The following is a 23,089-nucleotide window of genomic DNA, read 5'->3' as shown; positions in this document are numbered from 1 at the left end:
CCAGCAACGACCACAACGGGGGAACAACCATGCACAGCAAGAAGCACCTGGTGGGGATCGCCGTCGCGGCCCTCGCCGTCGCGGCGCTCAGCGCGCCGGCCGCGAGCGCCGGGCCCACGGGCCCGTACACCGAGCCGGTCAGCGTGACACCGGAGGGCAGGGCGGGAGGCGGTGCTTCCCACAACGCCGTCATCAGCCGCAACGGCCGCTACGTGTTCTTCACTTCTGAGGCCGAGAACCTGGACCCGGCCGTGGCGCACGGCGGGATGTACATCCGCGACCTGCGCACCGGGAAGGTCAGGTTCTCCGGGTTCGGCGGTGTCGTGGCGGTCCTGAACGACGGGCGCTATGCCTACACCTGGGCCGACGACGTCGTGCTCAACGACCCGCGCACGGGCAAGGAGGAGAAGTTCGGCATCGAGATCCCCGAGGGGTACGAGGGGCTGATCGGCGAGGTCTCCATCAGTCCGAACGCCCGCTACGCCGTCTTCACCCTCCAGGAGACCGGCGCGGGCCCGGTCGTCTTCCTGCGCGACCGGATCGCCGGCACCACCGAGCGGATCAGCCAACCGAAACCGACCTGGGAACCCCGCGCGGCCGGCTCGCCGACGGTCAGCGACGACGGGCGGCGGATCGTCTACCAGTACAACTACAGCAACGGCCCGCGCGGCGACGACTGGGGCGACATCTGGATGTACGACCGCACCACGCGCGCGTACACCCAGATCGACCGTTCCTTCGACGGCTCGGGGACCCAGCGGGAGTCGCTGGAGCCGTCCATCAGCGGCGACGGCCGTACGGTCGTCTTCGAGTCGGCGGACACCCACCTGGTGCCCGGCGACACCGACGGCAGTTGGAACGTGTTCGTGCACACCGTCGCCACGGGCGCCAACCAGCGCCTCCAGGCCCCCGGTGACGCCCCCGCCCACGTCTACACCCGGGACCCGGCCGTCAGCGCGGACGGCCGGTACGTCACCTTCACGGGCCGGGTCGACGGCCTGCCCGGCGGCACCCGCAACCCGGTCCACCTGCGGGACCTGAAGAAGGGGACGACGGTCCTGGTCGCCCCGGGCCCGTCCGGCGATCCGGTATCGGCCCAGGTCGAGCCGGGGGGCATCGCCGACGGAGGCCGACGCGTGGCGTTCGTCTCCTGGGACGGGACCCTGATCCCGGGCGGGGACACCAACGACGAGCGGGACGTGTTCGTACGACACCTGCGATGACCAGCACAGTGTTCGCATCCTGAGACGGAGGGTGAGCACGGGGGCGGTCTGTGCCAGACTGCCCCCGTGCTCTCGTTCGCCATGATTATTGGCAGCAGGCGCGCCGGTCCGCAGTGACCACCACGTACGACCAGGTACGGGTGGACACCGTCGTCCTCGACCCGCGCGCAGACCTCTCGCACCCGCGAGGGGTTTTTCGCTTTTTCTGGCCCACCCGCAGCCGGAGGCGAGAGCGCGAGGGAGTATGTGGGGCGGTGGAGCCGGTCATTCCGGTACGACCGAGATCCAATCCTCAGGAGCCTTCAGACCATGACCGCAACCAGCGAGCTCGACGATCAGTTCCACGTCTTCGACACCACCCTGCGCGACGGCGCCCAGCGGGAGGGCATCAACCTCACTGTCGCGGACAAGCTGGCCATCGCACGGCACCTGGACGACTTCGGCGTGGGCTTCATCGAGGGCGGCTGGCCCGGCGCCAACCCGCGGGACACCGAGTTCTTCGCCCGGGCCCGTCAGGAGATCGACTTCAGGCACGCCCAGCTGGTCGCCTTCGGCGCGACCCGCCGGGCCGGGGCGAAGGCCTCCGAGGACCCGCAGGTCAGGGCGTTGCTGGACTCGGGCGCCGAGGTGATCACCCTGGTCGCCAAGTCCCACGACCGGCACGTGGAGCTCGCGCTCAGGACCACCCTGGACGAGAACCTGGAGATGGTCCGGGACACGGTGTCCTTCCTGACGGCCGAGGGCCGCCGCGTCTTCGTGGACTGCGAGCACTTCTTCGACGGCTACCGCGCGAACCCCGAGTACGCGAAGGCCGTCGTACGGGCCGCCTCGGAGGCCGGCGCGTCCGTCGTGATCCTCTGCGACACCAACGGCGGCATGCTCCCGGCCCAGGTCCAGGCGGTCGTCGCCACGGTCCTCGCCGACACCGGCGCCCGCCTCGGCATCCACGCCCAGGACGACACGGGCTGCGCGGTCGCCAACACCCTCGCCGCGGTCGACGCGGGCGCCACCCACGTCCAGTGCACGGCCAACGGCTACGGCGAGCGGGTCGGCAACGCCAACCTCTTCCCGGTGGTCGCGGCCCTGGAGCTGAAGTACGGCAAGAAGGTCCTCCCCGACGGCAGGCTCCGCGAGATGACGAGGATCTCGCACGCCATCGCCGAGGTCGTGAACCTGACCCCCTCCACCCACCAGCCCTACGTCGGCGTCTCGGCCTTCGCCCACAAGGCGGGCCTGCACGCCTCCGCGATCAAGGTCGACCCCGACCTCTACCAGCACATCGACCCCGAGCAGGTCGGCAACACCATGCGGATGCTGGTCTCCGACATGGCGGGCCGCGCCTCGATCGAGCTCAAGGGCAAGGAACTCGGCGTCGACCTCGGCGGCGACCGCGAGCTGGTCGGCCGGGTGGTGGAGCGGGTCAAGGAGCGCGAGCTCAAGGGCTACACGTACGAGGCGGCCGACGCCTCCTTCGAACTGCTGCTGCGCGCCGAGGTCCAGGGCAAGCCGCTGAAGTACTTCGCCGTCGAGTCCTGGCGCGCGATCGTCGAGGACCGCCCCGACGGCACCCACGCCAACGAGGCCACGGTGAAGCTCTTCGCCAAGGGCGAGCGGATCGTGGCCACGGCGGAGGGCAACGGCCCGGTCAACGCCCTCGACCGCGCCCTGCGCGTGGCCCTGGAGAAGATCTACCCGCAGCTCGCCAAGCTCGACCTCGTCGACTACAAAGTCCGCATCCTGGAGGGCGTGCACGGCACCCAGTCCACGACCCGCGTCCTCATCTCCACGTCCGACGGCTCGGGCGAGTGGTCGACGGTGGGCGTCGCGGAGAACGTGATCGCCGCGTCCTGGCAGGCGCTGGAGGATGCCTACACGTACGGCCTGCTGCGGGCCGGGGTGGAGCCGGCGGAGTAACTCCGTCGGTTCGGCAGTCGATTCAGCACGAGTCCTCGGCGAGCTTCTCGAACTCGCCGAGGCTCATCGCCCGCCCGTCGGCCCAGACCTGACGGGGTTTCAGTGCGGCGAGGTCGGCGGCCGTGAAGGTGACGATGCCGGTGTACTCGTAGTTGAACTCGTCCTTGCCGAACGCGAGTTGGTACGTGTGGCCGGGCAACAGCCGCTGCTCGCCGACCGGGAGGACATGCCAGTCGGCCGGCGGGGAGAACAGCGGAAACCCGGCGTCGACGAGTCGCCGGCTGCCCCGGGCCTCCCAGCCGGACACGCTCCGCTCGGAGTCCTCCTGACCGGAAGGCATGCCGTCCAGGGACGGCCCCCGCACCAGATCGTCCCCGCACGGCCGCAGCAGGACCTCCACGGCCCCCGCGTCATCGACCCGCACCGCGACCAGCGGCAGGTCCTCCGCACCGCACCCGCTCAACAGCCCCATGGCGGCGACCGCACCGGCCACCGCTGCCCATCCCCGTCTCATCGGTCCAGCACACCAGCGGCCGTGCCGCCGTACGACCACCGTTGCGCACCGATCGCATCGCGGTCCCGCAACGCTTCCGGCACCCAATGGCTGACGCGGTGTCTTGACGGACCTGCGTGGCCTCAGTTCACTCACGCCGTGAGGTAAGTCCTGTGTGAACACCTGAGAGTCGAGGGAAGGTCCATGCGAAGAACCGCCCTGCTCGTCTCCGCCGCGTTGCTCACCTCCCTGCTGCCCATGGCGGTCGCCCGCGCCGCCGCCGACGATCCGCCGCCGATCCCCGTCGACCGCTTCGAGGGCGAGGTCCCCTTCGCCGACCCGCCCGCGGGCGGCCTCTTCACCTGGGGCAGCGACAACGACGACCGGCCCGCCCTCCAGTTCACCGCCCGGCCGGACGCTCCCGAGGGCGACAAGGTCCTCGCCGGCACCTACGACATCAGCGGCTACGGCGGCTTCACCCACGACTTCGCCTTCGCCGAGCCCGCCCACGACTGGTCCGCCCGCAAGGGCATCCGCTTCTGGTGGGACGGCCAGAACAACGGCAGGACGACGGCCTTCGAGCTCAAGGACGGCGGCGCCGACGGCGAGGCCTCCGAGCTGTGGACGACCTCCTTCGTCGACGACTTCACCGGCTGGAAGCGGATCGAGATCCCCTTCACCGACTTCGTGTACCGCACCGACTACCAGCCCGTCGGCGGCATCGACCACGTCCTCGGGCTCACCGAGACCTGGGGCTACGCCGTCACCCTCCCCGTCGGCGCACCCGGCCGATTCGCCATGGACGGCGTCGAGTTGTACGGCAGGGCCGACCAGTCCCTGCGCGCGAGCGTGACCACCGACTCCGCCGTCCGTCCGGTGCGGGAGGGCGGGACCGCACAGATCGAGGTCACCGTCGCCACCACCGGTTCCGCCCCCCTCGACGAGCCCGTGACCGTCGCCTACGAGACGGCCGGCGGCACCGCCACTCCCGGCAAGGACTACACCCCCGTCTCCGGCACCCTCACCTTCCCGGCCGGCACGGCCTCCGGCGCCACCCGGACCATCCAGGTGCCGACCCTCGGGGACAAGGGCGCGGAGTCCGCCGAGACCATCCCCGTCAAGCTCACCGTCACCGGCGCCAAGGCCCCCGCCGAGACCCCGCAGGTCGTCATCGACGCGCACGGGCTGCCGTATCTGAACAGCAGACTCCCCGTGAAGAAGCGCGTCGCCGACCTCCTGTCCCGGATGAGCCTCGAGGAGAAGGCCGGCCAGATGACCCAGGCCGAGCGCGGAGCCGTCGGGACCGGCGCCGACGTCACCGCCCAGGATCTCGGCTCGCTGCTCTCCGGCGGTGGCTCGACCCCCACGCCCAACACCCCCGAGGCCTGGGCGAGGATGATCGACTCCTTCCAGCTGCGGACGCGGGCCACACGGTTCCAGATCCCGCTCATCTACGGCGTCGACGCGGTCCACGGTCACAACAACCTGGTCGGCGCCACCGTGATGCCCCACAACATCGGTCTGGGCGCCACCCGGGATCCCCGACTCGTCCAGCGGACAGGGGCCGTCACCGCCGCCGAGGTCCGCGCCACCGGCGTCCCCTGGGACTTCGCGCCCTGTCTGTGCGTCACCCGCGACGAACGCTGGGGCCGCTCCTACGAGTCCTTCGGCGAGGACCCGGCCCTCGTCGAGTCCCTGGAGACGGTCATCCAGGGCCTCCAGGGCGCCAGGAACGGCACGGATCTCGACCGCAACGACAAGGTCCTCGCCACCGCCAAGCACTTCGTCGGCGACGGCGGCACCGCCTACGGCTCCTCCACGACGGGGACGTACACCATCGACCAGGGCGTCACGACGGTCACCCGGCAGCAGCTCGAAGCCGTCCATCTCGCCCCGTACCAGGAGGCCGTGGAGCGTGGCGTCGGCACGGTCATGCCGTCGTACTCCTCGCTCGACGTCGTCGGCGACGGCCTCGGCCCGGTCAAGATGCACGCCCGGGCCGACATGATCAACTCAGTCCTGAAACAGAGGCTGGGCTTCGACGGCTTCGTCATCAGCGACTGGAACGGCATCGACCAGATCCCCGGCGACTACGCCTCGGACGTCCGGACCTCGGTCAACGCCGGCGTCGACATGGTCATGGCGCCCTACAGCTACAAGGACTTCCACACCGCGCTCGTCGCGGAGGTGCGGGCCGGGCGGGTCGGCGAGCAGCGGATCGACGACGCCGTCTCCCGCATCCTCACGCAGAAGTTCCGCCTCGGCCTCTTCGAGAAGCCGTACGCCGACACCAGCGGCGCCTCGAAGATCGGTTCCGCCGGGCACCGGGCCGTGGCGCGCGAGGCGGCGGCCGCGTCGCAGGTGCTGCTGAAGAACTCGGGGAACGTGCTGCCGCTGAAGAAGTCCCAGAAGGTGTACGTCGCCGGGTCCAACGCCGACGACATCGGCAACCAGTCCGGCGGCTGGACCGTCACCTGGCAGGGCTCGTCCGGCGACATCACCCCCGGCACGACCGTCCTGGAGGCGATGCGCGCGAACTCCCCTTCCCTGACGTACTCCAAGGACGCCTCCGCCCCGCTGAGCGGCTACGACGTCGGCGTGGTCGTCGTCGGCGAGACCCCGTACGCCGAGGGCGTCGGGGACGTGGGCAACGGCCACGACCTCGCGCTGTCCGCCGCCGACCGGGCCGCTGTCGACAAGGTGTGCGCGGCGATGAGGTGCGCGGTGCTGATCGTCTCCGGCCGGCCGCAGCTCGTCGGCGACCTGCTCGGCGACATCGACGCCCTGGTCGCCTCCTGGCTGCCGGGCACCGAGGGCGACGGCGTCGCTGACGTCCTGTACGGCAGGCGGCCCTTCACCGGCCGGCTGCCCGTCACCTGGCCCAGGTCGCAGGCCCAGCTGCCGATCAACGTCGGCGACCCGTCGTACGACCCTGAGTTCCCGTACGGCTGGGGCCTGACCACGCTCACCCAGGTCCCGCGGGGCGGGGAGAGCACGCTGAAGGCGCTCGGGGCAGCGGCGCGGGCGGCCGAGCGGGCCGGGGCCGACGGGACGGGCCGGGCGCTGGTCGCCGAGGCCCGGCTGATCGTCCAGCAGAGGGCGGAGCGGCGGATGACGGCCGCGGTGGCGGGGCCCTTCGCCGACGCCGAGCACCTGCTGCTGACCGGACGTTACGCGGAGGCGGTGGCGAAGCTGACGCAGGCGTACCGGGCGGCCTGAGAGGAGGCGGCCGGAGAGGAAGGGACCCGCGGTCCGGGCGGCGGGTCCCTTCGCGGAGGTCTCTTTCGGGAGGCTTCGGGTAGCGTCGAAGTATGAAGGCCAGCGCGCAGGCCGCAGTACGGGCCCGAAGCCTCCCGGGGCTGCTCCTCACCCTGGTGGTGGCGGCCCTGGCCGTCCTGTCGACGGCCGCCCCCTCGGCCTCGGCCCCGTCCGTCACCAGTGTCTCGGAGATCGGCCAGGCCCTCCGCAAGAACCCCGTCTACGTCGATCCGGCCGCCGCGGCCCAGCTGTCCGCCAAGGACGCGGACGCCCTGGCGGACCGGATCGCCAAGGCGGACCGGCCGCTGTTCGTCGCGGTGCTGCCCGCCGACTACCCGAAGCAGGACCTCTTCACCAAGCTGCGCACGGCGACCGGCATCACCGGCCTGTACGCGGTCCGCCTGGGCGACGCCTTCGACGCCCGGGCCGACTCCGTGGTCCTGCCGAACGCGGCCGTACGCAACCTGGTGACCACCGTCAAGGGCGAGGACACCCGTACCCAGCTGACCGACTTCACCGCCGCCGCGCTCACCAACATGGGCGGTTCGGCCCCGTCGACCTGGGGATCCGCGCAGGACGACGGCGGCGGGGTGTCCAGCGCCGCGCTCATCACCGTCGGCGCGGTCCTGGTGGCGGGCGGCGCCGGCGCGTACACGCTGGTGCGCCGCAACCGGCGCCGGCACGCCGAGGAGCAGCGGGCCGCGCTGGAGAAGCTGAGCGTGGTGGTGGACGAGGACATCACGGCGTTCGGCGAGGAACTGGACCGCCTGGACTTCCACCCGGCCGAGGCGGGCGCCGACGACGCGATGCGCGCCGACTACGAACGGGCGCTGGACGCCTACGAGCAGGCGAAGTCGCTCATGGCGGCGGCCGCGCGACCCGAGGACGTGCGGGCGGTCACCCAGGCCCTGGAGGACGGCCGCTTCTCGCTGGCCCAGCTAGCCGCCCGCCGCGAGGGCCGTCCGCTGCCCGAGCGCAGGGTGCCCTGCTTCTTCGACCCCCGCCACGGTCCCTCCGTCACCGACGCCACGTGGACACCGCCGGGCGGCGCCGCGCGCGAGGTGCCGGTCTGCGCGGCCGACGCGACGCGCCTGGCCGACGGCCGCGACCCGGTGATGCGCGAGGTCGACACCGACCGGGGCCGCCGCCCGTACTGGGACGCGGGCCCGGCCTACGGCCCCTGGGCGGGCGGCTACTTCGGCGGCGGCATCCTCCCCGGCCTGCTCTTCGGCACGGTCCTCGGCTCCATGATGGCCACCCCGGCCTACGCGGCCGACTACGGCTCCGGCTACGGCGACTTCGGCGGCGGCTACGAGGGCGGCGACCTCTCCGGCTCGGACTTCGACACGGGGGACTTCGGAGGCTTCGGGGGAGGGGACTTCGGGGGTGGCGGGGACTTCGGCGGGGGCGGGGATTTCGGCGGTGGCGGCTTCTGATTTCAGCCCCTCCGGCGTTTGAGGAGCGGGGGCCCGGGGGCGGCGCCCCCTGGAGGACGGGACGGGACGGGTAGGGGCGGCGGGGGCGAAACCCGCAGGCCCGGCACACCACGCACCGGACCCGCGGACCGCCGTACGAGAACCCCGTCACCTCACAGCGACGCCGCCGCGGAGGCGATCGCCGAGGCGAACGTGGACACCTCGGTGTAGACCCCGGGCGCGTTCGGCCGAGCACAGCCGATCCCCCAGCTCACGATCCCGACCTGGATCCACGCGTTGTTCGCGTCCCGCCGGAACATCGGCCCGCCGGAGTCCCCCTGACAGGTGTCCACCCCACCGGCCGCGTACCCCGCGCAGATCTCCTCGCTCGCGATGAGCCCGCTGTACCCGCTGTAGGACCGGCACGTGGCGTCGCTGACGAACGGCACGGTCGCCTTGAGCAGGTACCGCTGCTGGGCACCGCCCTGCGTGGCCGCGCCCCAGCCGGCGACGGTGAAGGTGCCGGTGTTGTACTGCGTGGTGGTGGCGATGTTCAGCGTCGGCAGGTTGATGGGCTGGGCGAGCTTGATGAGGGCCCAGTCCTTGCCGTCGCCGTTGTAGCCCGGGGCCTGGTAGACGTACGTCGACCTGACCTGGACCCGGCCGCTGGTGGACTGGAGGTCCACGACACCGGCGGTGGCGGTGATGCTGGTGTTGGCGCCGGTGCCGTTCACGCAGTGCGCGGCGGTCAGCACGATCTGCTGGGTGTACAGGGCTCCGCCGCAGCCCATGGAGAGCCGGACCATGAACGGGAACTCGCCCTGCGCGGCGCGGGTACCGCCGACCACGGGCGAGGGGGCGGCCTGCGCGGCCGAGACGGGCTGGAGACTGGCGATCGCGAGCGCGGCGGCTCCGACCGCCAGACATCTCTTGAGAGCCGTGACGAGTTTCTTCACCGTGATGCCTTCCAGGTGGGGGGTGGCATGACGAGCTCATGCCAAATCTGGGCAGCAAAGCGATGCCCAATTTCTGACATGGGCCGGTCAAATCTGCTGATGGATTATGAGAATCCTGTGAACTCACGCACAAGGGGCGCGATTCAGCCAAGCGCCTCCGCGTCGAGCCACCGGTCTTCGCCGTGTGCCGGACCCAGCGCCGTGTACCGGAACCAGCCCGCGAGGACCAAGGGCAGGACGAGGTAGCCGAAGCGGGTTGCCGGGAGGAGGCAGATGGCGAGGGTCAGGCCCACGGCCAGCCGGTTCGCCGCCGCGCGGACGGTCCGGGGTGGCCGTATCAGCAGCGACACCGTCACCCCCACGGCGGCGGCGACGAGTCCCGCCGTCGCCAGCGCGGTGCCGTCCGGGGTGTACACGGCCAGCAGACGGCCCGGCAGCGGGCTGGTCGCCGGTGAGCGGACGCCGCCCTCGCCCAGCGGGAAGAGCACCACGTGCTCGACGAAGGCATGCGGGTCGGCGAGGGCGACCGGCACGACCGCCGCGGCCGCGACCGACAGCGCGGCCACCGCCGCCCGCAGCGCCGGGCCGCGGCCCGCGGTGACCGCGAGCAGCACCAGCCCCACCGGCAGCAGCGGCCAGGCCGTCCACTTCAGCGCGGCCGCCGCGCCCATCGCCACCCCGGCCGCCGTGCCCGAGCCGCCCCGGCCCGCCAGCGCCAGCCCCAGGCACATCAGCCCGACCACCGGCAGATCCACCCCGCCGACGGCCAGCGGCAGGGCCACCGCGGGGAAGGCGGCGAGCAGCAGGACGGAATGCACCGGGGCGGGGCCGGAGCCCGCGGCGAGACGCCACCGTACGGCGTCCCCGGCGGGCCGCCGCCCCGCGAAGCACATGCAGGCCACGAAGGCGAGGCAGAACCAGACGCGGGCATCGGTGAGCGGACCGTCCCCGAAGAGCGCGCGGGGGACGCCGAAGAGCGCCATGCCGGGCAGGTACGGGTCGTAGTCCACCGTGTGGACGGGGTGCGGGAGATAAGGGCTGCCGGAGTGCAGCAGCAGCGCCCCCGAGCGTTCCACGACCCCGACCTCCGACTGCGCCGCACCCGAGACGACGAGCACCCCCAGCGGCACCAGAACCGCGCCGAGCAGCGCCGCCCAGGCCGCGGCCCGCCTCCAGCCCGGCGAGTTCCGTACGGCGAGCGTCGCCGCCGTGCCGTAGCCCACCGTCGCGCAGGCGCCCCACATCCGGTGCGGGCCCAGTCCCGTCGTCGTCGCCAGGATCAGGGCGAAGACCGCGCAGCCCAGCCAGTAGGCCCACGTCCGGCGAGCGAGAAGGGCCCGTCGCCCGGCCGCAGCTACGGGCGGGGAGGTCTGCCCGAGGTGTCCCACCCCCGTGAGGACACCTCGGGCAGGGCGCGAGGCCGGCGTCGCCGCCGTCTTCGTGATGGTCATGTCGCCTCTCGTGGCGTCTGTGCGCAGGGACCGCACGCTGCGGTACGGCCCCCGGAACAAGGCCCGTGACCACGAGTCCAGCGGGCCGCGCGTTGTTCAGCAGCCACCGCACGCCACCCTGAACAAAACGAAAGTGCCTGGTGGGGGGCGCCCGGGAACCTTGCGGGCGGTCCGGACGGTTCCTTAGGGTGGCCGCGGCGTACAGGCGGCCACGTCAGGGGGCGTGGGCGGACACGGGGGAGACGAGCGCACATGGGCCGTCGGGAGACCCCGGTCGATCCGGCCGCGGGACCGGTGCCGAGGTTCGCGTACGACCTGCGCAAGCTCCGTCAGGAGGCCGGCGGCCCCACCTACCGCGAACTCGCCCGCCGCGCCCACTTCTCCGTGACCGCGCTCTCCCAGGCCGCGGCCGGCGAGCACCTGCCCTCGCTCCAGGTGACCCTGGCCTACGCCACGGCCTGCGGGGGCGACGCGGGGGAGTGGGAGCGGCGCTGGAAGGAGGCCGAGCGGGAGGTCCGCGAGGCCGCCGCCGACCAGGACGACGACACGGACCCGCCCTACCAGGGCCTGGCCCGCTTCGAACCCGACGACCACGACCGGTACTTCGGCCGCGACCGACTCGTCACGGCCTTGCGGCAGCTGGTCCGCGACCGGCGCTTCACCGCGGTCTTCGGCCCCTCCGGCAGCGGCAAGTCCTCACTCCTGCGGGCCGGACTGATACCCGCCCTGCGCGCCGAGCGCGAACTCGCCGCGATCCGTGTCCTCACCCCGGGCGCCCACCCGGCCCGCACCCACGCCGCGGCGCTCGGACCGGTGACGAAGGCCGGGGTGGGCGACACCCTCGTCGTCGTCGACCAGTTCGAGGAGGTCTTCACCCTCTGCCGGGACCCCGAGGAGCGCCGCGCCTTCCTCGACCTGCTGCTCGCCGCCCGGGAGCCGGGAAGCGGACTGCGGGTCGTCATCGCCGTACGGGCCGACTTCTACGGCCGCTGCGCCGAACACCGCGCTCTGGCGGACGCGTTGGGCGAGGCCGGTCTGCTGGTCGGCCCGATGGACCCGGCCGAGCTGCGCGAGGTGATCGTCAAGCCGGCACAGAGCGCCGGGTACATCGTCGAACGGGCCCTCACCGCCCGCCTGGTCGAGGAGATCGCCGACGAGCCCGGCGGACTCCCGCTGCTCTCGCACGTCCTGCGCGAGACCTGGCGCCGCCGCCGCGGCCGGGCGCTGACCGAGGAGGCGTACGAGGCCGCGGGCGGCGTCCACGGGGCCATCGCCCAGAGCGCGGAGGAGGTCTGGGCGGACCTCTCCCCGGACCTCGCGGACCTCACCCGGCTCGTCCTCCTGCGGCTCATCACCCCCGGCGAGGGCTCCCAGGACACCCGCCGCCCGATCGACCGCTCGGAACTCGACTTCACGGAACTCGGCCGCAGGCAACCCGACTTCACGGAACTCGGCCGCAGGCAACCCGACTTCACGGGCCCCACGGAGCATGCGCCCGCCCCGGCCCCCGACGTCTCCCACGTCCTGGACCGTCTCGTGCGCGCCCGTCTCGTGACCCTCGACCACGGGACCGTCGATCTCGCGCACGAGGCGCTGATCACCGCCTGGCCCCGGCTGTCCGGCTGGATCGAGCAGGAGCGCGAACAGCTGCGGGTGCACCGCCGGTTGACCGAGGCGGCCCGGACCTGGGACGACCTCGGCCGGGACCCGGGCGCCCTGTACCGCGGCACCCGGCTCGCGACGGCGGAGGAACAGCTGGCCGGGGCCACGCTCACCGCACCGGAGCGGGCGTTCCTGACGGCGAGCAGTGCCGCGCGCCGGGGTGAGCGCCGCCGGCGCCGGGGACTCGTCGGGGCCCTTGCCGCCCTGCTCGTGCTCGCGCTGGTCGCCGGGGCCGCGGCCTGGCAGCAGAGCCGCACCAGCGATCGCCGTCAGGTGGAGTCCGAGGCCCGGCGGGTCGCCGCCGTCGCGGACGGCATGCGGTTCTCCGACCCGCGCACCGCGATGCGGCTGAGCGTCGCCGCCGCGCGGCTCGCGGACACGACGGAGACCCGGTCGGCGCTGATCGGGGCGATGGCCCAGCGGGACGAGGACGTGTTCGCGGTGCCGGGCGCGGACGCCGGTTTCGACGGCTCCGGCAACGACGTGCACCAACTGACATCGGACGGCAGGTCCGTGGTCTCCGTCACCGCGGACCGGGTCCGGATCTGGGACCTGCGCACCCGGCGGCTCACCCTCTCCGCGCCGGGCCCCGGCAAGCTGATGGACGGCGTCCCGGCCGCCGTGGCCCCGGACGGCCGCACGCTCGCGCTGCTGGCCGGGGACCGCGTCGAGCTGTGGGACGTACGGACCGGTCGGGTCACCAGGACCCTCCCCGGCGTCGACGCGATGCAGACTCCCTTCGCCTACACCGCACGCGCCATGGTCGCCGTCGACTGGGACGACGGCAGCGTGCACGCCTTCGACCCGCGCAGCGGACGCTCCACGCTGCGACTCCCCGAGCCGGCCGGGGGCGTGAGCGGTGTCGCCGCCAGCCCGGACGGCCGGTGGCTCGCCCTGTGCACGGGCGACGGCCACGCCGTGGAGCTCTGGGACGTCACGCACCGGCGGAAGATCTCGGCCGCGTGGCAGGCGAAGGCGCGGGTCGCCGACTGCCGTGACCACGCGCTCGCGTTCACCTCGGACAGTCGCGCGCTCACCGTCGCCGCCGCCGACGGGATCCACGGCTGGGAGCTGCGCACCGGACGCGCGACACCGTCCTTCCCGGGCGAGGGGCTGACCCAGGTGTGGCCCGGCGGGGACGGCACCTTCCTCGTGGCCACCGGCCCCCACCGGCTCGTGGTGCTGCGGGCCGCGCATCCGCAGGTGCCCGTGCTGAGCCGGCGGATCGTCGCGGACGAGTGGGACGACATCGCCTACGACCGGGCCGCGGGAGCGGTGCGCTATCTCGGAGGCTCCGCGACCGTCGTACGCTCACTGGCCCTCGGCACCGCCGCGGCGGCACCCTGGCGGGAGTCCACGGCGTACCGGGCCGAACTCTCCGACGACGGCCGGGTCCTGGCCCGCTCCGTGCAGACGGGTGGCGAGCGGCGGGTGCAGGTGCTGGACACCCGCGAGGGCGGCGCGGGACGCGTGGTCTTCGAGCCGCCGGTCCGGCCGTGCCCCGGCGCGGAGTCCTGTGCCGACCTGATGGCGCTCAGCGGTGACGGCGGATACCTGGCGACCGCCCTCAACCCCTACCACCGCGCGGAGGGCACGACACCGGACCGGACCCGGATCACGGTGTGGGACCTCAGGGCCCGTCGCGCCCTCGCCACCGTGGACATCGGCGCCGCCCACGACGGCTCGCTCGCCGTGGACGGCCTCGCCCTCGACACCCACGGCCGCACCCTGCTGGTGTACCGGTCCATGGACCGGCCCGCCGTCGAGGTGTGGGACGTGGCTGCTCACAAGCGGGTGAAGACCGTCCACAGCGTCCGGGTCGCGGACTCCGTGAGCAGCGATGCGGAGGGTGTGCGCCTCGACCTGCGGCCCGACGGGGCGGCCCTGGTGACGCAGGAGGGGCTGGTGGCCGATGTGCGCGCCGGCCGCATGGAGCCGCGGGTGCTCGGCGAGGACCTGATCAGCGCCGCGGCCTATGGCCCGGACGGCTCGCGGCTGGCCGTGGGGGACGTGCTGGGCCGGGTCACGCTCTGGGACGGTGCCGCGCGGGCCCGCCTCGGCGTGCTGGACGGCACCACGTCCGACCCGACGACGGACGCCACCGGCGCGGTGACCGCGCTCGCCTTCTCCCCCGACGGACGGACACTCGCCGTCGCCGGATCGACCGGCGGTCTCCAGCTGTGGGACCTGGCGTCCCAGACGCTCCTGGGGACGGCCCTGCCCACCCCGGGCGACGAGATCCGCGCCCTCGCGTTCGGCGCCGACGGCTCGCTCCACGCCTCCGGCACCCACGTCCCGGTGCAGCGGTACGAGCTGAACCCGCACCGTCTGATCACCGAGGTCTGCCGGCGCGCCGGTTCGGGGCTTCCCGAGTCCGCCTGGAAGACGTATCTCCCGGATCTCCCCTACCGGCGTACCTGCTGATCCCGCGGCGACCGGGTCACGCGTTCTTGATCGCGGAGATGTCGAAGTGCAGCTTGATCTTGTCGGAGACCAGGACACCACCCGTCTCCAGGGCGGCGTTCCAGGTCAGGCCCCACTCGGAGCGCTTGATCTCGGCCTTGCCCTCGAAGCCCACGCGCTCGTTGCCGAAGGGGTCCTTCGCGGCGCCGTTGAACTCGAGGTCGATGGTGAGCGGCTTGGTGGTGCCGAGGATCGTCAGGTCGCCGGTGATGCGGTAGTCCTCGTCGCCCAGCGCCTCCGCCTTGGTGGAGCGGAAGGTCATGGTCGGGAACTCGTCGGTCTTGAAGAAGTCCGCGCTCTTGAGGTGTCCGTCGCGGTCCGGCGACCCGGTGTCGATGCTGTCCATCTTGACGTCGATGGAGGCCGTCGACGCGGACGGGTCGCTGCCGTCCAGGTGCAGCGAGCCGCTGAACTCGTCGAACTTGCCCTTGACGTTGGTGACCATCGCGTGCCGGACGGTGAAGCCGATCGTGGAGTGGGAGGGGTCGATCGTGTAGTCGCCGGTCAGTGCGGTCAGGTCGGTGTTCGCCATGACGGAACTCCTTGAAGTGAGGATGTTGAATCTTGAACCACTCAACACAGAGGACCGTAGACCTATTCCGCGCGCCTTTCAACATCATCCGGCGACGTGTTGGCGGGCCACCGCGGCGGTGGTAGATGCCCTCCTATGAACCCGCAGCGCAGAGCCCCCCTACGCCCCACCCGCAGAGCGGTCTTACTCGCGGCGGCGCTCCTGGCCACCGCCGCCCCGCCCGTCCGCGCCGCCGCAGCCGACCCCTACGACACCCTCCGCCGACGCTGGCTCGACATCGCCCTGGGTACCGGCTACGACCCGGCGGCCGAGCCCTACGCCGGCCGCCTCGCCGAGACCGGCGACCTCGCCCGCGGCTTCCGCGCCACCATGGCCCCGACCCCCACCTCCCTGTGGCCCGACGCCCCCTTCGACCCCCCGGCCGGCATCACCCAGAGCTACGGCCGCCTGTGGACCATGACCCAGGCCCACTGCCGGCAGGGCACCGGCTCGACCGGCGACGAGGGCCTCCTCGCGGACGTCCTGCGCGGCCTCGACCATCTCTCGGCCACCGTCTACAACCCCTCCACCACCCGGTACGGCAACTGGTGGGAATGGCAGATCGGCAGCCCCCGGCTCCTGATGGACATCACGGCCGCGCTCCACGACCACCTCACCGACGCCCGGCGGGAAGCGGCCTGTGCCGCCGTGGACCACTTCATCCCCGAGACCATGCTCACCGACTACTCCGGCACCTCCACCGGCGCCAACCGCGTCGACCTGTGCCGCTCCGTCGCCCTGCGCGGCATCCTCGGCCGGGCCCCCGACCGGATCGCCCTGGCCCGCGACGCCCTCTCCCCGGTCTTCCCCTACGTCACGAAGGGCGACGGCCTCTACGCCGACGGGTCCTTCGTGCAGCACACCTGGGTCGCCTACTCCGGCACCTACGGCCAGGTCCTGCTGGACGGCCTCGGCCGCCTCCTCACCCTCCTCGCCGGCTCCGAGTGGGAGGTGACCGACCCGAACCGGCGCACCGTCCTCGACAGCGTCGAGCACGCCTACGCCCCGCTGATCCACGACGGTCTGGTGATGGACAGCGTCAACGGCCGTGCCATCAGCCGGGGCTACCTGAAGACCGACGACCGGCACGTCCCGCGCGGCGACCACTTCCACGGCCACGGCATCATCGCGGCCGTCACCCTGCTCGCGGGCGGCGCGAGCCCGGAGCAGCGGCAGCGCTGGTACGGCCTGGTGAAGGGCTGGATCGAACGGGACACCGTCACACCCGTCCTGACCTCCCCCCAGTTCGACGTCGCCGACCTCGCCCGTCTGCACGCGGTGGCCGCCTCATCCGTCCCGGCCGCGCCCGAACCCGTCGGCCACCGCCTCTTCGCGGCCATGGACCGGGCCGTCCACCGCCGCCCGGGATTCGTCGCGAACATCGCCATGGCGAGCGACCGCATCGCCGCCTACGAGTGCGGCAACGGCGAGAATCCGCGCGGCTGGCACACCGGCGCCGGAATGCTCTCCTGGTGGGCGGGGGAGCGGAGCGACCAGTACACCGACTGGTACTGGCCCACCGTCGACTGGTACCGCCTCCCCGGCACCACCGTCTCCACCCGCCGCCTTCCCGACCGGGCCGGCGGCGAATGGGGCGAGCCCAAGCCCGACGTCCGCTGGGTCGGCGGCACCACCGACGGCGAGTACGCGGCGATCGGCCAGCACCTGAAGGGGCTGGGGTCGACGCTCCAGGCCCGCAAGTCGTGGTTCTGCGTCGCGGACGCGGTGATCTGCCTCGGCGCCGGGATCACCTGCACGGACGGGGTCCCGGTCGAGACGGTCGTCGACAACCGCAACCTGGGGGAGGGCGGGACGCAGTCCTTCGTACGGGGGCGGGGCTGGGCGCATCTGGAGGGACACGGCGGCTGGCTCGTCCCGGACGGGGTGCGCGCCCTGCGGGAGGACCGCACCGGCGCCTGGTCCGACATCAACACCGGCAGTACGAGCGAACGCCGCACCCGGCGCTGGCAGACCCTCTGGCTCGACCACGGCACCGACCCCGTCGACGCCACGTACGCCTACGTCCTGCTGCCCGGAGCGGCCCGCAGTGCCGTCGCCGCCCGGGCCGCCGACCGCCACTGGCTGTCGGTCCTCGCCAACGACAGCGCGTGCCAGGCGGTCCGTGTCGACCGACTCGGCCTGACCGCCGCGAACTTCTGGCAGGGCGGCACGGCGGGACCGCTCACCGCGTCGGCCCCGGCGAGCGTGCTGGTCCGCCGCAGGGGCCGTACGGCTACGCTCTGCGTGGCCGAACCAACCCGAACGGGTGAACCCCTGGAGATCGTCTGGAATCGGCCGGTGCGCTCGGTGATCCGGGCCGACGACACGGTCGAGGTCCTCGCCACGGGCCGTCTGCTGCGGCTGCGCGTCACTCCGGGGGAGGCATGCGCCACGCAGGTGTGTGAGGTGGCTCTCACCCCCTGACTTTGTACGACCCCTACAAGCGAGAGGCCCCCTGAGCAGTCAGAAGGCCTGCATGGCTCCAGGGTTCTGTTCAGTGGCACCAGGAAAACGGGCCGGAGACTGTACGGAGTCGACGGCTCGCTTTCCTTGCGGGTCTTCGTAAGGTCGCTACATGACCGTTTTGGATGAGGCGCCGAGTGAGTCGACGGGCGAGCCGACGGACGCGCGCGGGCGAGTGGCGGAGCTGCACGAGATCCGTGCGACGGCCCTGGCCGGCCCCAGCGAGAAGGCGACCGAGGCGCAGCACGCCAAGGGCAAGCTGACCGCACGGGAGCGCATCGAGCTGCTCCTCGACCCGGGTTCCTTCCAGGAGGTCGAGCAGCTGCGCCGGCACCGGGCGACCGGGTTCGGCCTGGAGGCCAAGAAGCCGTACACCGACGGTGTGATCACCGGCTGGGGCACGGTGGAGGGCCGTACGGTCTTCGTCTACGCCCATGACTTCCGCATCTTCGGCGGCGCGCTGGGCGAGGCCCACGCCACCAAGATCCACAAGATCATGGACATGGCCATCGCGGCCGGTGCCCCGCTGGTCTCCCTGAACGACGGCGCGGGCGCCCGGATCCAGGAGGGCGTGAGCGCCCTCGCGGGGTACGGCGGCATCTTCCAGCGCAACACCAAGGCCTCCGGGGTCATCCCGCAGATCTCGGTGATGCTGGGCCCGTGCGCGGGCGGCGCGGCCTACAGCCCCGCCCTCACCGACTTCGTGTTCATGGTCCGCGAGACCTCGCAGATGTTCATCACCGGCCCGGACGTCGTCAAGGCGGTCACCGGCGAGGAGATCACCCAGAACGGTCTCGGCGGCGCCGACGTGCACGCCGAGACCTCCGGGGTCTGCCACTTCGCCTACGACGACGAGGAGACCTGCCTCGCCGAGGTGCGCTACCTGCTGTCGATGCTCCCGCAGAACAACCGGGAGAACCCGCCGCGGGTGGAGTCCTCCGACGCGGCCGACCGGCGCGGTGACGTCCTGCTGGACCTGGTGCCGGCGGACGGCAACCGGCCCTACGACATGGCCAAGGTCATCGAGGAGATCGTCGACGACGGCGACTACCTGGAGGTCCACGAGCGCTGGGCCCGCAACATCATCTGCGCGCTGGCCCGCCTGGACGGCCAGGTCGTCGGCATCGTCGCGAACCAGCCCTCCACCCTCGCCGGTGTGCTGGACATCGAGGCGTCGGAGAAGGCCGCGCGCTTCGTCCAGATGTGCGACGCCTTCAACATCCCGATCGTCACCTTCCTGGACGTCCCGGGCTTCCTGCCGGGCGTCGACCAGGAGCACGGCGGCATCATCCGGCACGGCGCCAAGCTGCTCTACGCCTACTGCAACGCCACCGTGCCGCGGATCTCCCTGATCCTGCGCAAGGCCTACGGCGGGGCCTACATCGTCATGGACAGCCAGTCCATCGGCGCCGACCTCACCTACGCCTGGCCCACCAACGAGATCGCCGTGATGGGCGCCGAGGGTGCCGCGAACGTCATCTTCCGCCGCCAGATCGCGGAGGCGGAGGACTCCGAGGCGATGCGGGCCCGCATGGTCAAGGAGTACAAGTCCGAGCTCATGCACCCGTACTACGCGGCCGAGCGCGGCCTGGTCGACGACGTCATCGACCCCGCGGAGACCCGCGAGGTCCTGATCAAGTCCCTCGCCATGCTCCAGTCCAAGCACGCAGACCTGCCCTCCCGCAAGCACGGCAACCCCCCGCAGTAACCCGGCGGACCCTCCGCGTCACTCTCGCGGAAACCTCTCTCACGGAGACTGTGACCTATGAACACCCCTGACATCCGCGTCGAGAAGGGCCACGCCGAGCCCGAGGAAGTCGCCGCCATCACGGCGATCCTCCTGGCCCGCGCCGCAGCCCGGCCCTCCGAGACCCCGTCCCACCCCGGCCGCCCCAAGGCCCGCTGGCGCCGCCTGGAGCGCGAGGGCGGCTTCAGGGCCCCGCACAGCTGGCACTGAGCCCCACCGCTCGCCTGGCCCCGTTGCTCCCGGAAGGGAGTGCGGGGCCTTCGCCGTTCAACGACGTCTCACCCGGACGCCGGGGACCGGGGCGGTCGGCGGACGAACACTTGAGTCGACTGTCACGGTCAGCCGCGTCTGCTGCGGGCCACGGGCCAGGGGCGACAGCTCCAGCGGTTGGTCGTCGTCCGTGTGGCAGGCACGCAGGTCCAGCCGCCGCAGTCGATCCAGAGCACCGATCGGCCCCAGGTCACTGGGCAGTCGGCAGTTGAACAGATTCAGCACGCTCAGCCGGGGCGGCGGGCTCTCCAACGTGGGCAACCACGTGCGGAGATCGAAGTGGTACAGCGTCAGATGCGTCAGCTGGGTCAGGCACGCCAGTCCGGACAGACCTCGCGGGGTGCCGCCGCTCTGGAGCGCCAGGGACGTCCAGTTCGTCCGCTCCAGCAGCGGTCCCAGATCGGTGTCCTCGTCCAGCCTGCCGAGCCCCAGCCCCACCAGACCGGCCGGCATCGGGAGGGTTTCGAGTGGTGGCACGGACGCCCAGTCCTGGAGCTGCAGGTTGTGCAGCGAAGCCAGACCGTGCAGCGGCCCGAAGTCCAGAAGCGGGAGATGCTCGCCACCGCCCACGACCAGATTGCGCAGCCCCGGCCGTCGACCCAACGGGGAGAGGTCGTTGTCCCCGAGCAGCCGCGGAACCCACAGCCAGTCCAGTTCCCCCAATGCCGAGGTGGCGGCCAGCCCGTCGCTGAACTCGTAGTCGAGCCACACCCGTCGGGCCTCCTTCAGCCGCAGCACCGCGGGCCACTGGGCCGGGTGTGTCACCTGCAGGAGCAGCTCCTCCAGGGGGAGCCGGAGCAGCACCCGTGCCGCGTACTCGTCCGGGTCGAAGTACTCCCAGACGTCGACGAGTTCCTTCTGCACGTCCTCGTTCGCACCGTCCGCGTACCCGGCCAGCAGGCCGAGCGCCGCCTCGCCGCCGACCAGGGCAGCGGTCCGCACGGTCGTACGCGCCGCCCGCTCCGACAGGCCGTCCAGGGTGTCGGGCAGCCGACGCACCAGCGCGGGCCCGACCGAGGCGAGCGACCCGGCCTCGGAGCTTCGCCGGGGCGGCACCAGGGCGTCCAGGGCGGCGTCCAGGCGACGTGCCAGGTCGTCCGGCACGGTGCTCATCGTCTCGAGACAGGCAGCGGCCAGCAGGCGCAGGCGCCGGGTGTACCGGTGCTCGACGTCGGCCCGGTCCAGGATGCCCTGGACGAGCTCCTGCCGCTGACGCAGGTTCGCGTGCCCCGCCGCCATGATGATCGTCTCGTGCCACAGATCGAGGTGGGCCCGCTCGACGAGGTTGCCCATGTTGTCCTCGTCGGCGGCGTCCTGCGCGGCGAGGTACTCCTGGAAGGTCCGGTGCACGAAGTCGACCCGGCCTTCCACGGGCGAGCGCAGCACCCCCGACCTGGCCACCAGATGGTCCAGGACGGCTGCCCTGTCGACCCCGTCCAGATGCCGCATCGACGTCATCCGGGAGGTCACGAACCGACGGGCCTGGGCGGTCGGGATCTCCGTGCGATTGTTGTCGGACAGCCGCCAGGCCAGATCGCGCAGCACGCACAGCTTGTCCGGCAGGGTGAGCGGACCGGCCTCGGCTGTGGGCACCCGCCGCTCCGCGTCCCGGTGCTGGACCAGCGTCTCCAACGCGATCTTGTACAGCTCCATGCGGTTGCGCGGCAGCTGCTGGCCCTTGCTCAGGTGCAGGGCGCAGATCAGCGCGGCCAGCAGGGGATTGGTCGCCAGGGACTGGAGGTGCGGTCTGTCCTGCAGGCTCGTCAGAAGCGAGCGTTCGTACTGGGGGAGCTCCTCGACGGAGCAGGGGAGCTCGTCTCCCTGCTCACGTACCGCCGCGTGCCACTGCCGGACGAACGCGGTGAGGTCGGCCGGGGCCATCCGCTCCAGCTGGTAGACCGTGAAGCCCTCGGTGCGCAGCCAGTCCACCCGTGCGGCCGCAGGGCGCGAGGTGACGACCACGCGCACGTCGGGGTACGCGTGCAACAGCCGGCGAAGCCAGTCGCGGACCGTACCGCGCTCGACGGCCAGCAGTTCGTCCACTCCATCGACCAGGAGCAACACCCTGCCGTCCCGCAGCATCCGGTCCATCCACCCTTTGGGCATGTGTCCGGTGAGCGGGCCCGCCACCCCGTCCAGCAATGCCTCGGGCAACGGCAGTCCCCGTCCGGCGTACCGACGCAACTTCACCAGGACCGGGATGAGTCGGTTCCACTCCCTCAGCGGCCCCCGGAAGGCGCTGCGCGCCGCCATCACTGCCAGCCACTGCATCAGGGTGGTCTTGCCGGACCCGGCCTCGCCGCGCAACAGGACCCGGGAGGCGCCCCCGAGGGCCTTCTCCACACGGGTCCCGGTGCCCTCGGACTCCTCCCAGGCGCGCAGCCCGCGTCGCAGTGGTGGGCGGCCCCCGGCTGCCCTGCGCCGCCGTCCGTCGTCCGACGTGGCCCGCATGCTCACGTACGCCACCGACAGCTTCGCCCGTGTCACCTGTTCGGAGGCGAGCCGGAACAGCTCGACCTCGTCCAGCGAGCGGCTCACCAGTTCCAGGTACTCGCGCAGAAACGCGGTGTCCTCGTCCGTGCCCTCGGGTGCGTACAGTGACCGGGTCGGTAATCGCTCCAGCACCCGGGTCAGCTCGGTGCCCAGGGAGGTCGTGCGGCCGAGCAACTCGGTCAGCGCGCGCTCGGAGTAGACCGGCAGGCGGCGCAGAACACGTACGTAGCAGTCGCAGCACTCTGAGAACAACAGGTCGTAGTAGCGCTGGGCAGCTTCGGCCAGGCCGAACGGCTGCGGTGCCTCACGACGGATCCGACGAGCCAGCTCCGCCGCGTCGGCGTCCGATCCGAGCACCGACTCGTCCGACAGATCCGCGTTGCGGAAGGTGTCCATGACGCCGTGCGCGGCTGCTAGCCGTTCGTTCTCGGCCAGCCCCTGGAATTCGTGCGCCAGCAGGGGCTCCAGACGGGCCGCCACCGCGTCCGCGATTTCCTCGAACTGCCGCTCCACACTGCGTTGAGGGCGCAGTCCCGGGATGCGGAGCCGCACGAGCTCGGACATCCCAGCCTGGCGTTCCTGCTCGCTTCTGCGGCCGCCCAACCACAGTCGTACCGCACTCGTCGCGACTGTCTGCCCCAGCCGTAACGCAGCCAATTCGACGCTCATGCGCGCCCCCGTCGTCCCCGACTCCTGAAGGATTTCAGTGT

Annotated in this window: 13 protein-coding genes; 8 read left to right on the top strand and 5 right to left on the bottom strand. The window is 72.2% G+C overall.

The features are described from left to right. The first annotated feature begins 29 nt into the window (after positions 1-29). Both ACFULQ_RS29910 and cimA read left to right on the top strand, forming a co-directional pair. Positions 30-1,223, top strand: coding sequence for a TolB family protein (locus tag ACFULQ_RS29910; protein ID WP_383549760.1), 1,194 nt, complete (start codon positions 30-32; stop codon positions 1,221-1,223). 309 nt (positions 1,224-1,532) lie between these two features. Then, entirely contained in the window at positions 1,533-3,137 is a 1,605-nt protein-coding gene (gene cimA, locus ACFULQ_RS29905) for a citramalate synthase (protein WP_383549757.1), read from the top strand. 22 nt (positions 3,138-3,159) lie between these two features. Here cimA and ACFULQ_RS29900 read toward each other — a convergent pair whose 3' ends face one another. Further along, positions 3,160-3,651, bottom strand: a complete 492-nt coding sequence (locus ACFULQ_RS29900; RefSeq protein ID WP_383549755.1) for a hypothetical protein — start codon at positions 3,649-3,651, stop codon at positions 3,160-3,162. A gap of 183 nt (positions 3,652-3,834) precedes the next feature. On the opposite strand from ACFULQ_RS29900, the gene ACFULQ_RS29895 reads away from it, so the two are divergent. Together ACFULQ_RS29895 and ACFULQ_RS29890 are read left to right on the top strand one after the other, a co-directional pair. Further along, a complete protein-coding gene (locus tag ACFULQ_RS29895; RefSeq protein WP_383549753.1) occupies positions 3,835-6,849 on the top strand; it encodes a glycoside hydrolase family 3 N-terminal domain-containing protein in 3,015 nt (1,004 codons plus the stop codon). A 92-nt stretch (positions 6,850-6,941) separates the two neighbouring features. Continuing rightward, complete coding sequence (locus ACFULQ_RS29890) at positions 6,942-8,324, top strand: hypothetical protein (protein ID WP_383549750.1); 1,383 nt, start codon at positions 6,942-6,944, stop codon at positions 8,322-8,324. Between the two features lie 152 nt (positions 8,325-8,476). Here the strand turns inward: ACFULQ_RS29890 and ACFULQ_RS29885 are convergent, their stop codons facing one another. Further along, entirely contained in the window at positions 8,477-9,259 is a 783-nt protein-coding gene (locus ACFULQ_RS29885; protein WP_383549748.1) for a serine protease, read from the bottom strand. Between the two features lie 143 nt (positions 9,260-9,402). Beyond that, positions 9,403-10,710 (bottom strand): glycosyltransferase 87 family protein, encoded by a 1,308-nt coding sequence (locus ACFULQ_RS29880; RefSeq protein WP_383549745.1) that lies wholly within the window; start codon positions 10,708-10,710, stop codon positions 9,403-9,405. 252 nt (positions 10,711-10,962) lie between these two features. On the opposite strand from ACFULQ_RS29880, the gene ACFULQ_RS29875 reads away from it, so the two are divergent. Beyond that, entirely contained in the window at positions 10,963-14,796 is a 3,834-nt protein-coding gene (locus ACFULQ_RS29875; RefSeq protein ID WP_383549742.1) for a DNA-binding protein, read from the top strand. Positions 14,797-14,812: 16 nt separating this feature from the next. Here ACFULQ_RS29875 and ACFULQ_RS29870 read toward each other — a convergent pair whose 3' ends face one another. Further along, on the bottom strand, positions 14,813-15,367 hold the full coding sequence (locus ACFULQ_RS29870; RefSeq protein WP_383549739.1) for a YceI family protein: 555 nt from the start codon (positions 15,365-15,367) through the stop codon (positions 14,813-14,815). 135 nt (positions 15,368-15,502) lie between these two features. On the opposite strand from ACFULQ_RS29870, the gene ACFULQ_RS29865 reads away from it, so the two are divergent. The 3 genes from ACFULQ_RS29865 (at position 15,503) to ACFULQ_RS29855 (ending at position 19,826) form a co-directional block, all read left to right on the top strand. Then, positions 15,503-17,830, top strand: a complete 2,328-nt coding sequence (locus tag ACFULQ_RS29865) for a polysaccharide lyase 8 family protein (protein ID WP_383549736.1) — start codon at positions 15,503-15,505, stop codon at positions 17,828-17,830. 151 nt (positions 17,831-17,981) lie between these two features. After that, a complete protein-coding gene (locus ACFULQ_RS29860) occupies positions 17,982-19,577 on the top strand; it encodes an acyl-CoA carboxylase subunit beta (protein WP_383549733.1) in 1,596 nt (531 codons plus the stop codon). 57 nt (positions 19,578-19,634) lie between these two features. Next, positions 19,635-19,826, top strand: coding sequence for an acyl-CoA carboxylase subunit epsilon (locus ACFULQ_RS29855; RefSeq protein ID WP_383549730.1), 192 nt, complete (start codon positions 19,635-19,637; stop codon positions 19,824-19,826). Between the two features lie 57 nt (positions 19,827-19,883). On the opposite strand, the gene ACFULQ_RS29850 is transcribed toward ACFULQ_RS29855, so the two are convergent. After that, a complete protein-coding gene (locus ACFULQ_RS29850; RefSeq protein ID WP_383549728.1) occupies positions 19,884-23,048 on the bottom strand; it encodes an NACHT domain-containing protein in 3,165 nt (1,054 codons plus the stop codon). Between the last annotated feature and the right edge of the window lie 41 nt (positions 23,049-23,089).

It is taken from the genome of Streptomyces sp. NPDC057253 (assembly GCF_042669125.1).
Classification (GTDB): domain Bacteria; phylum Actinomycetota; class Actinomycetes; order Streptomycetales; family Streptomycetaceae; genus Streptomyces.
This window is presented reverse-complemented; position numbering and strand designations above follow the sequence as displayed.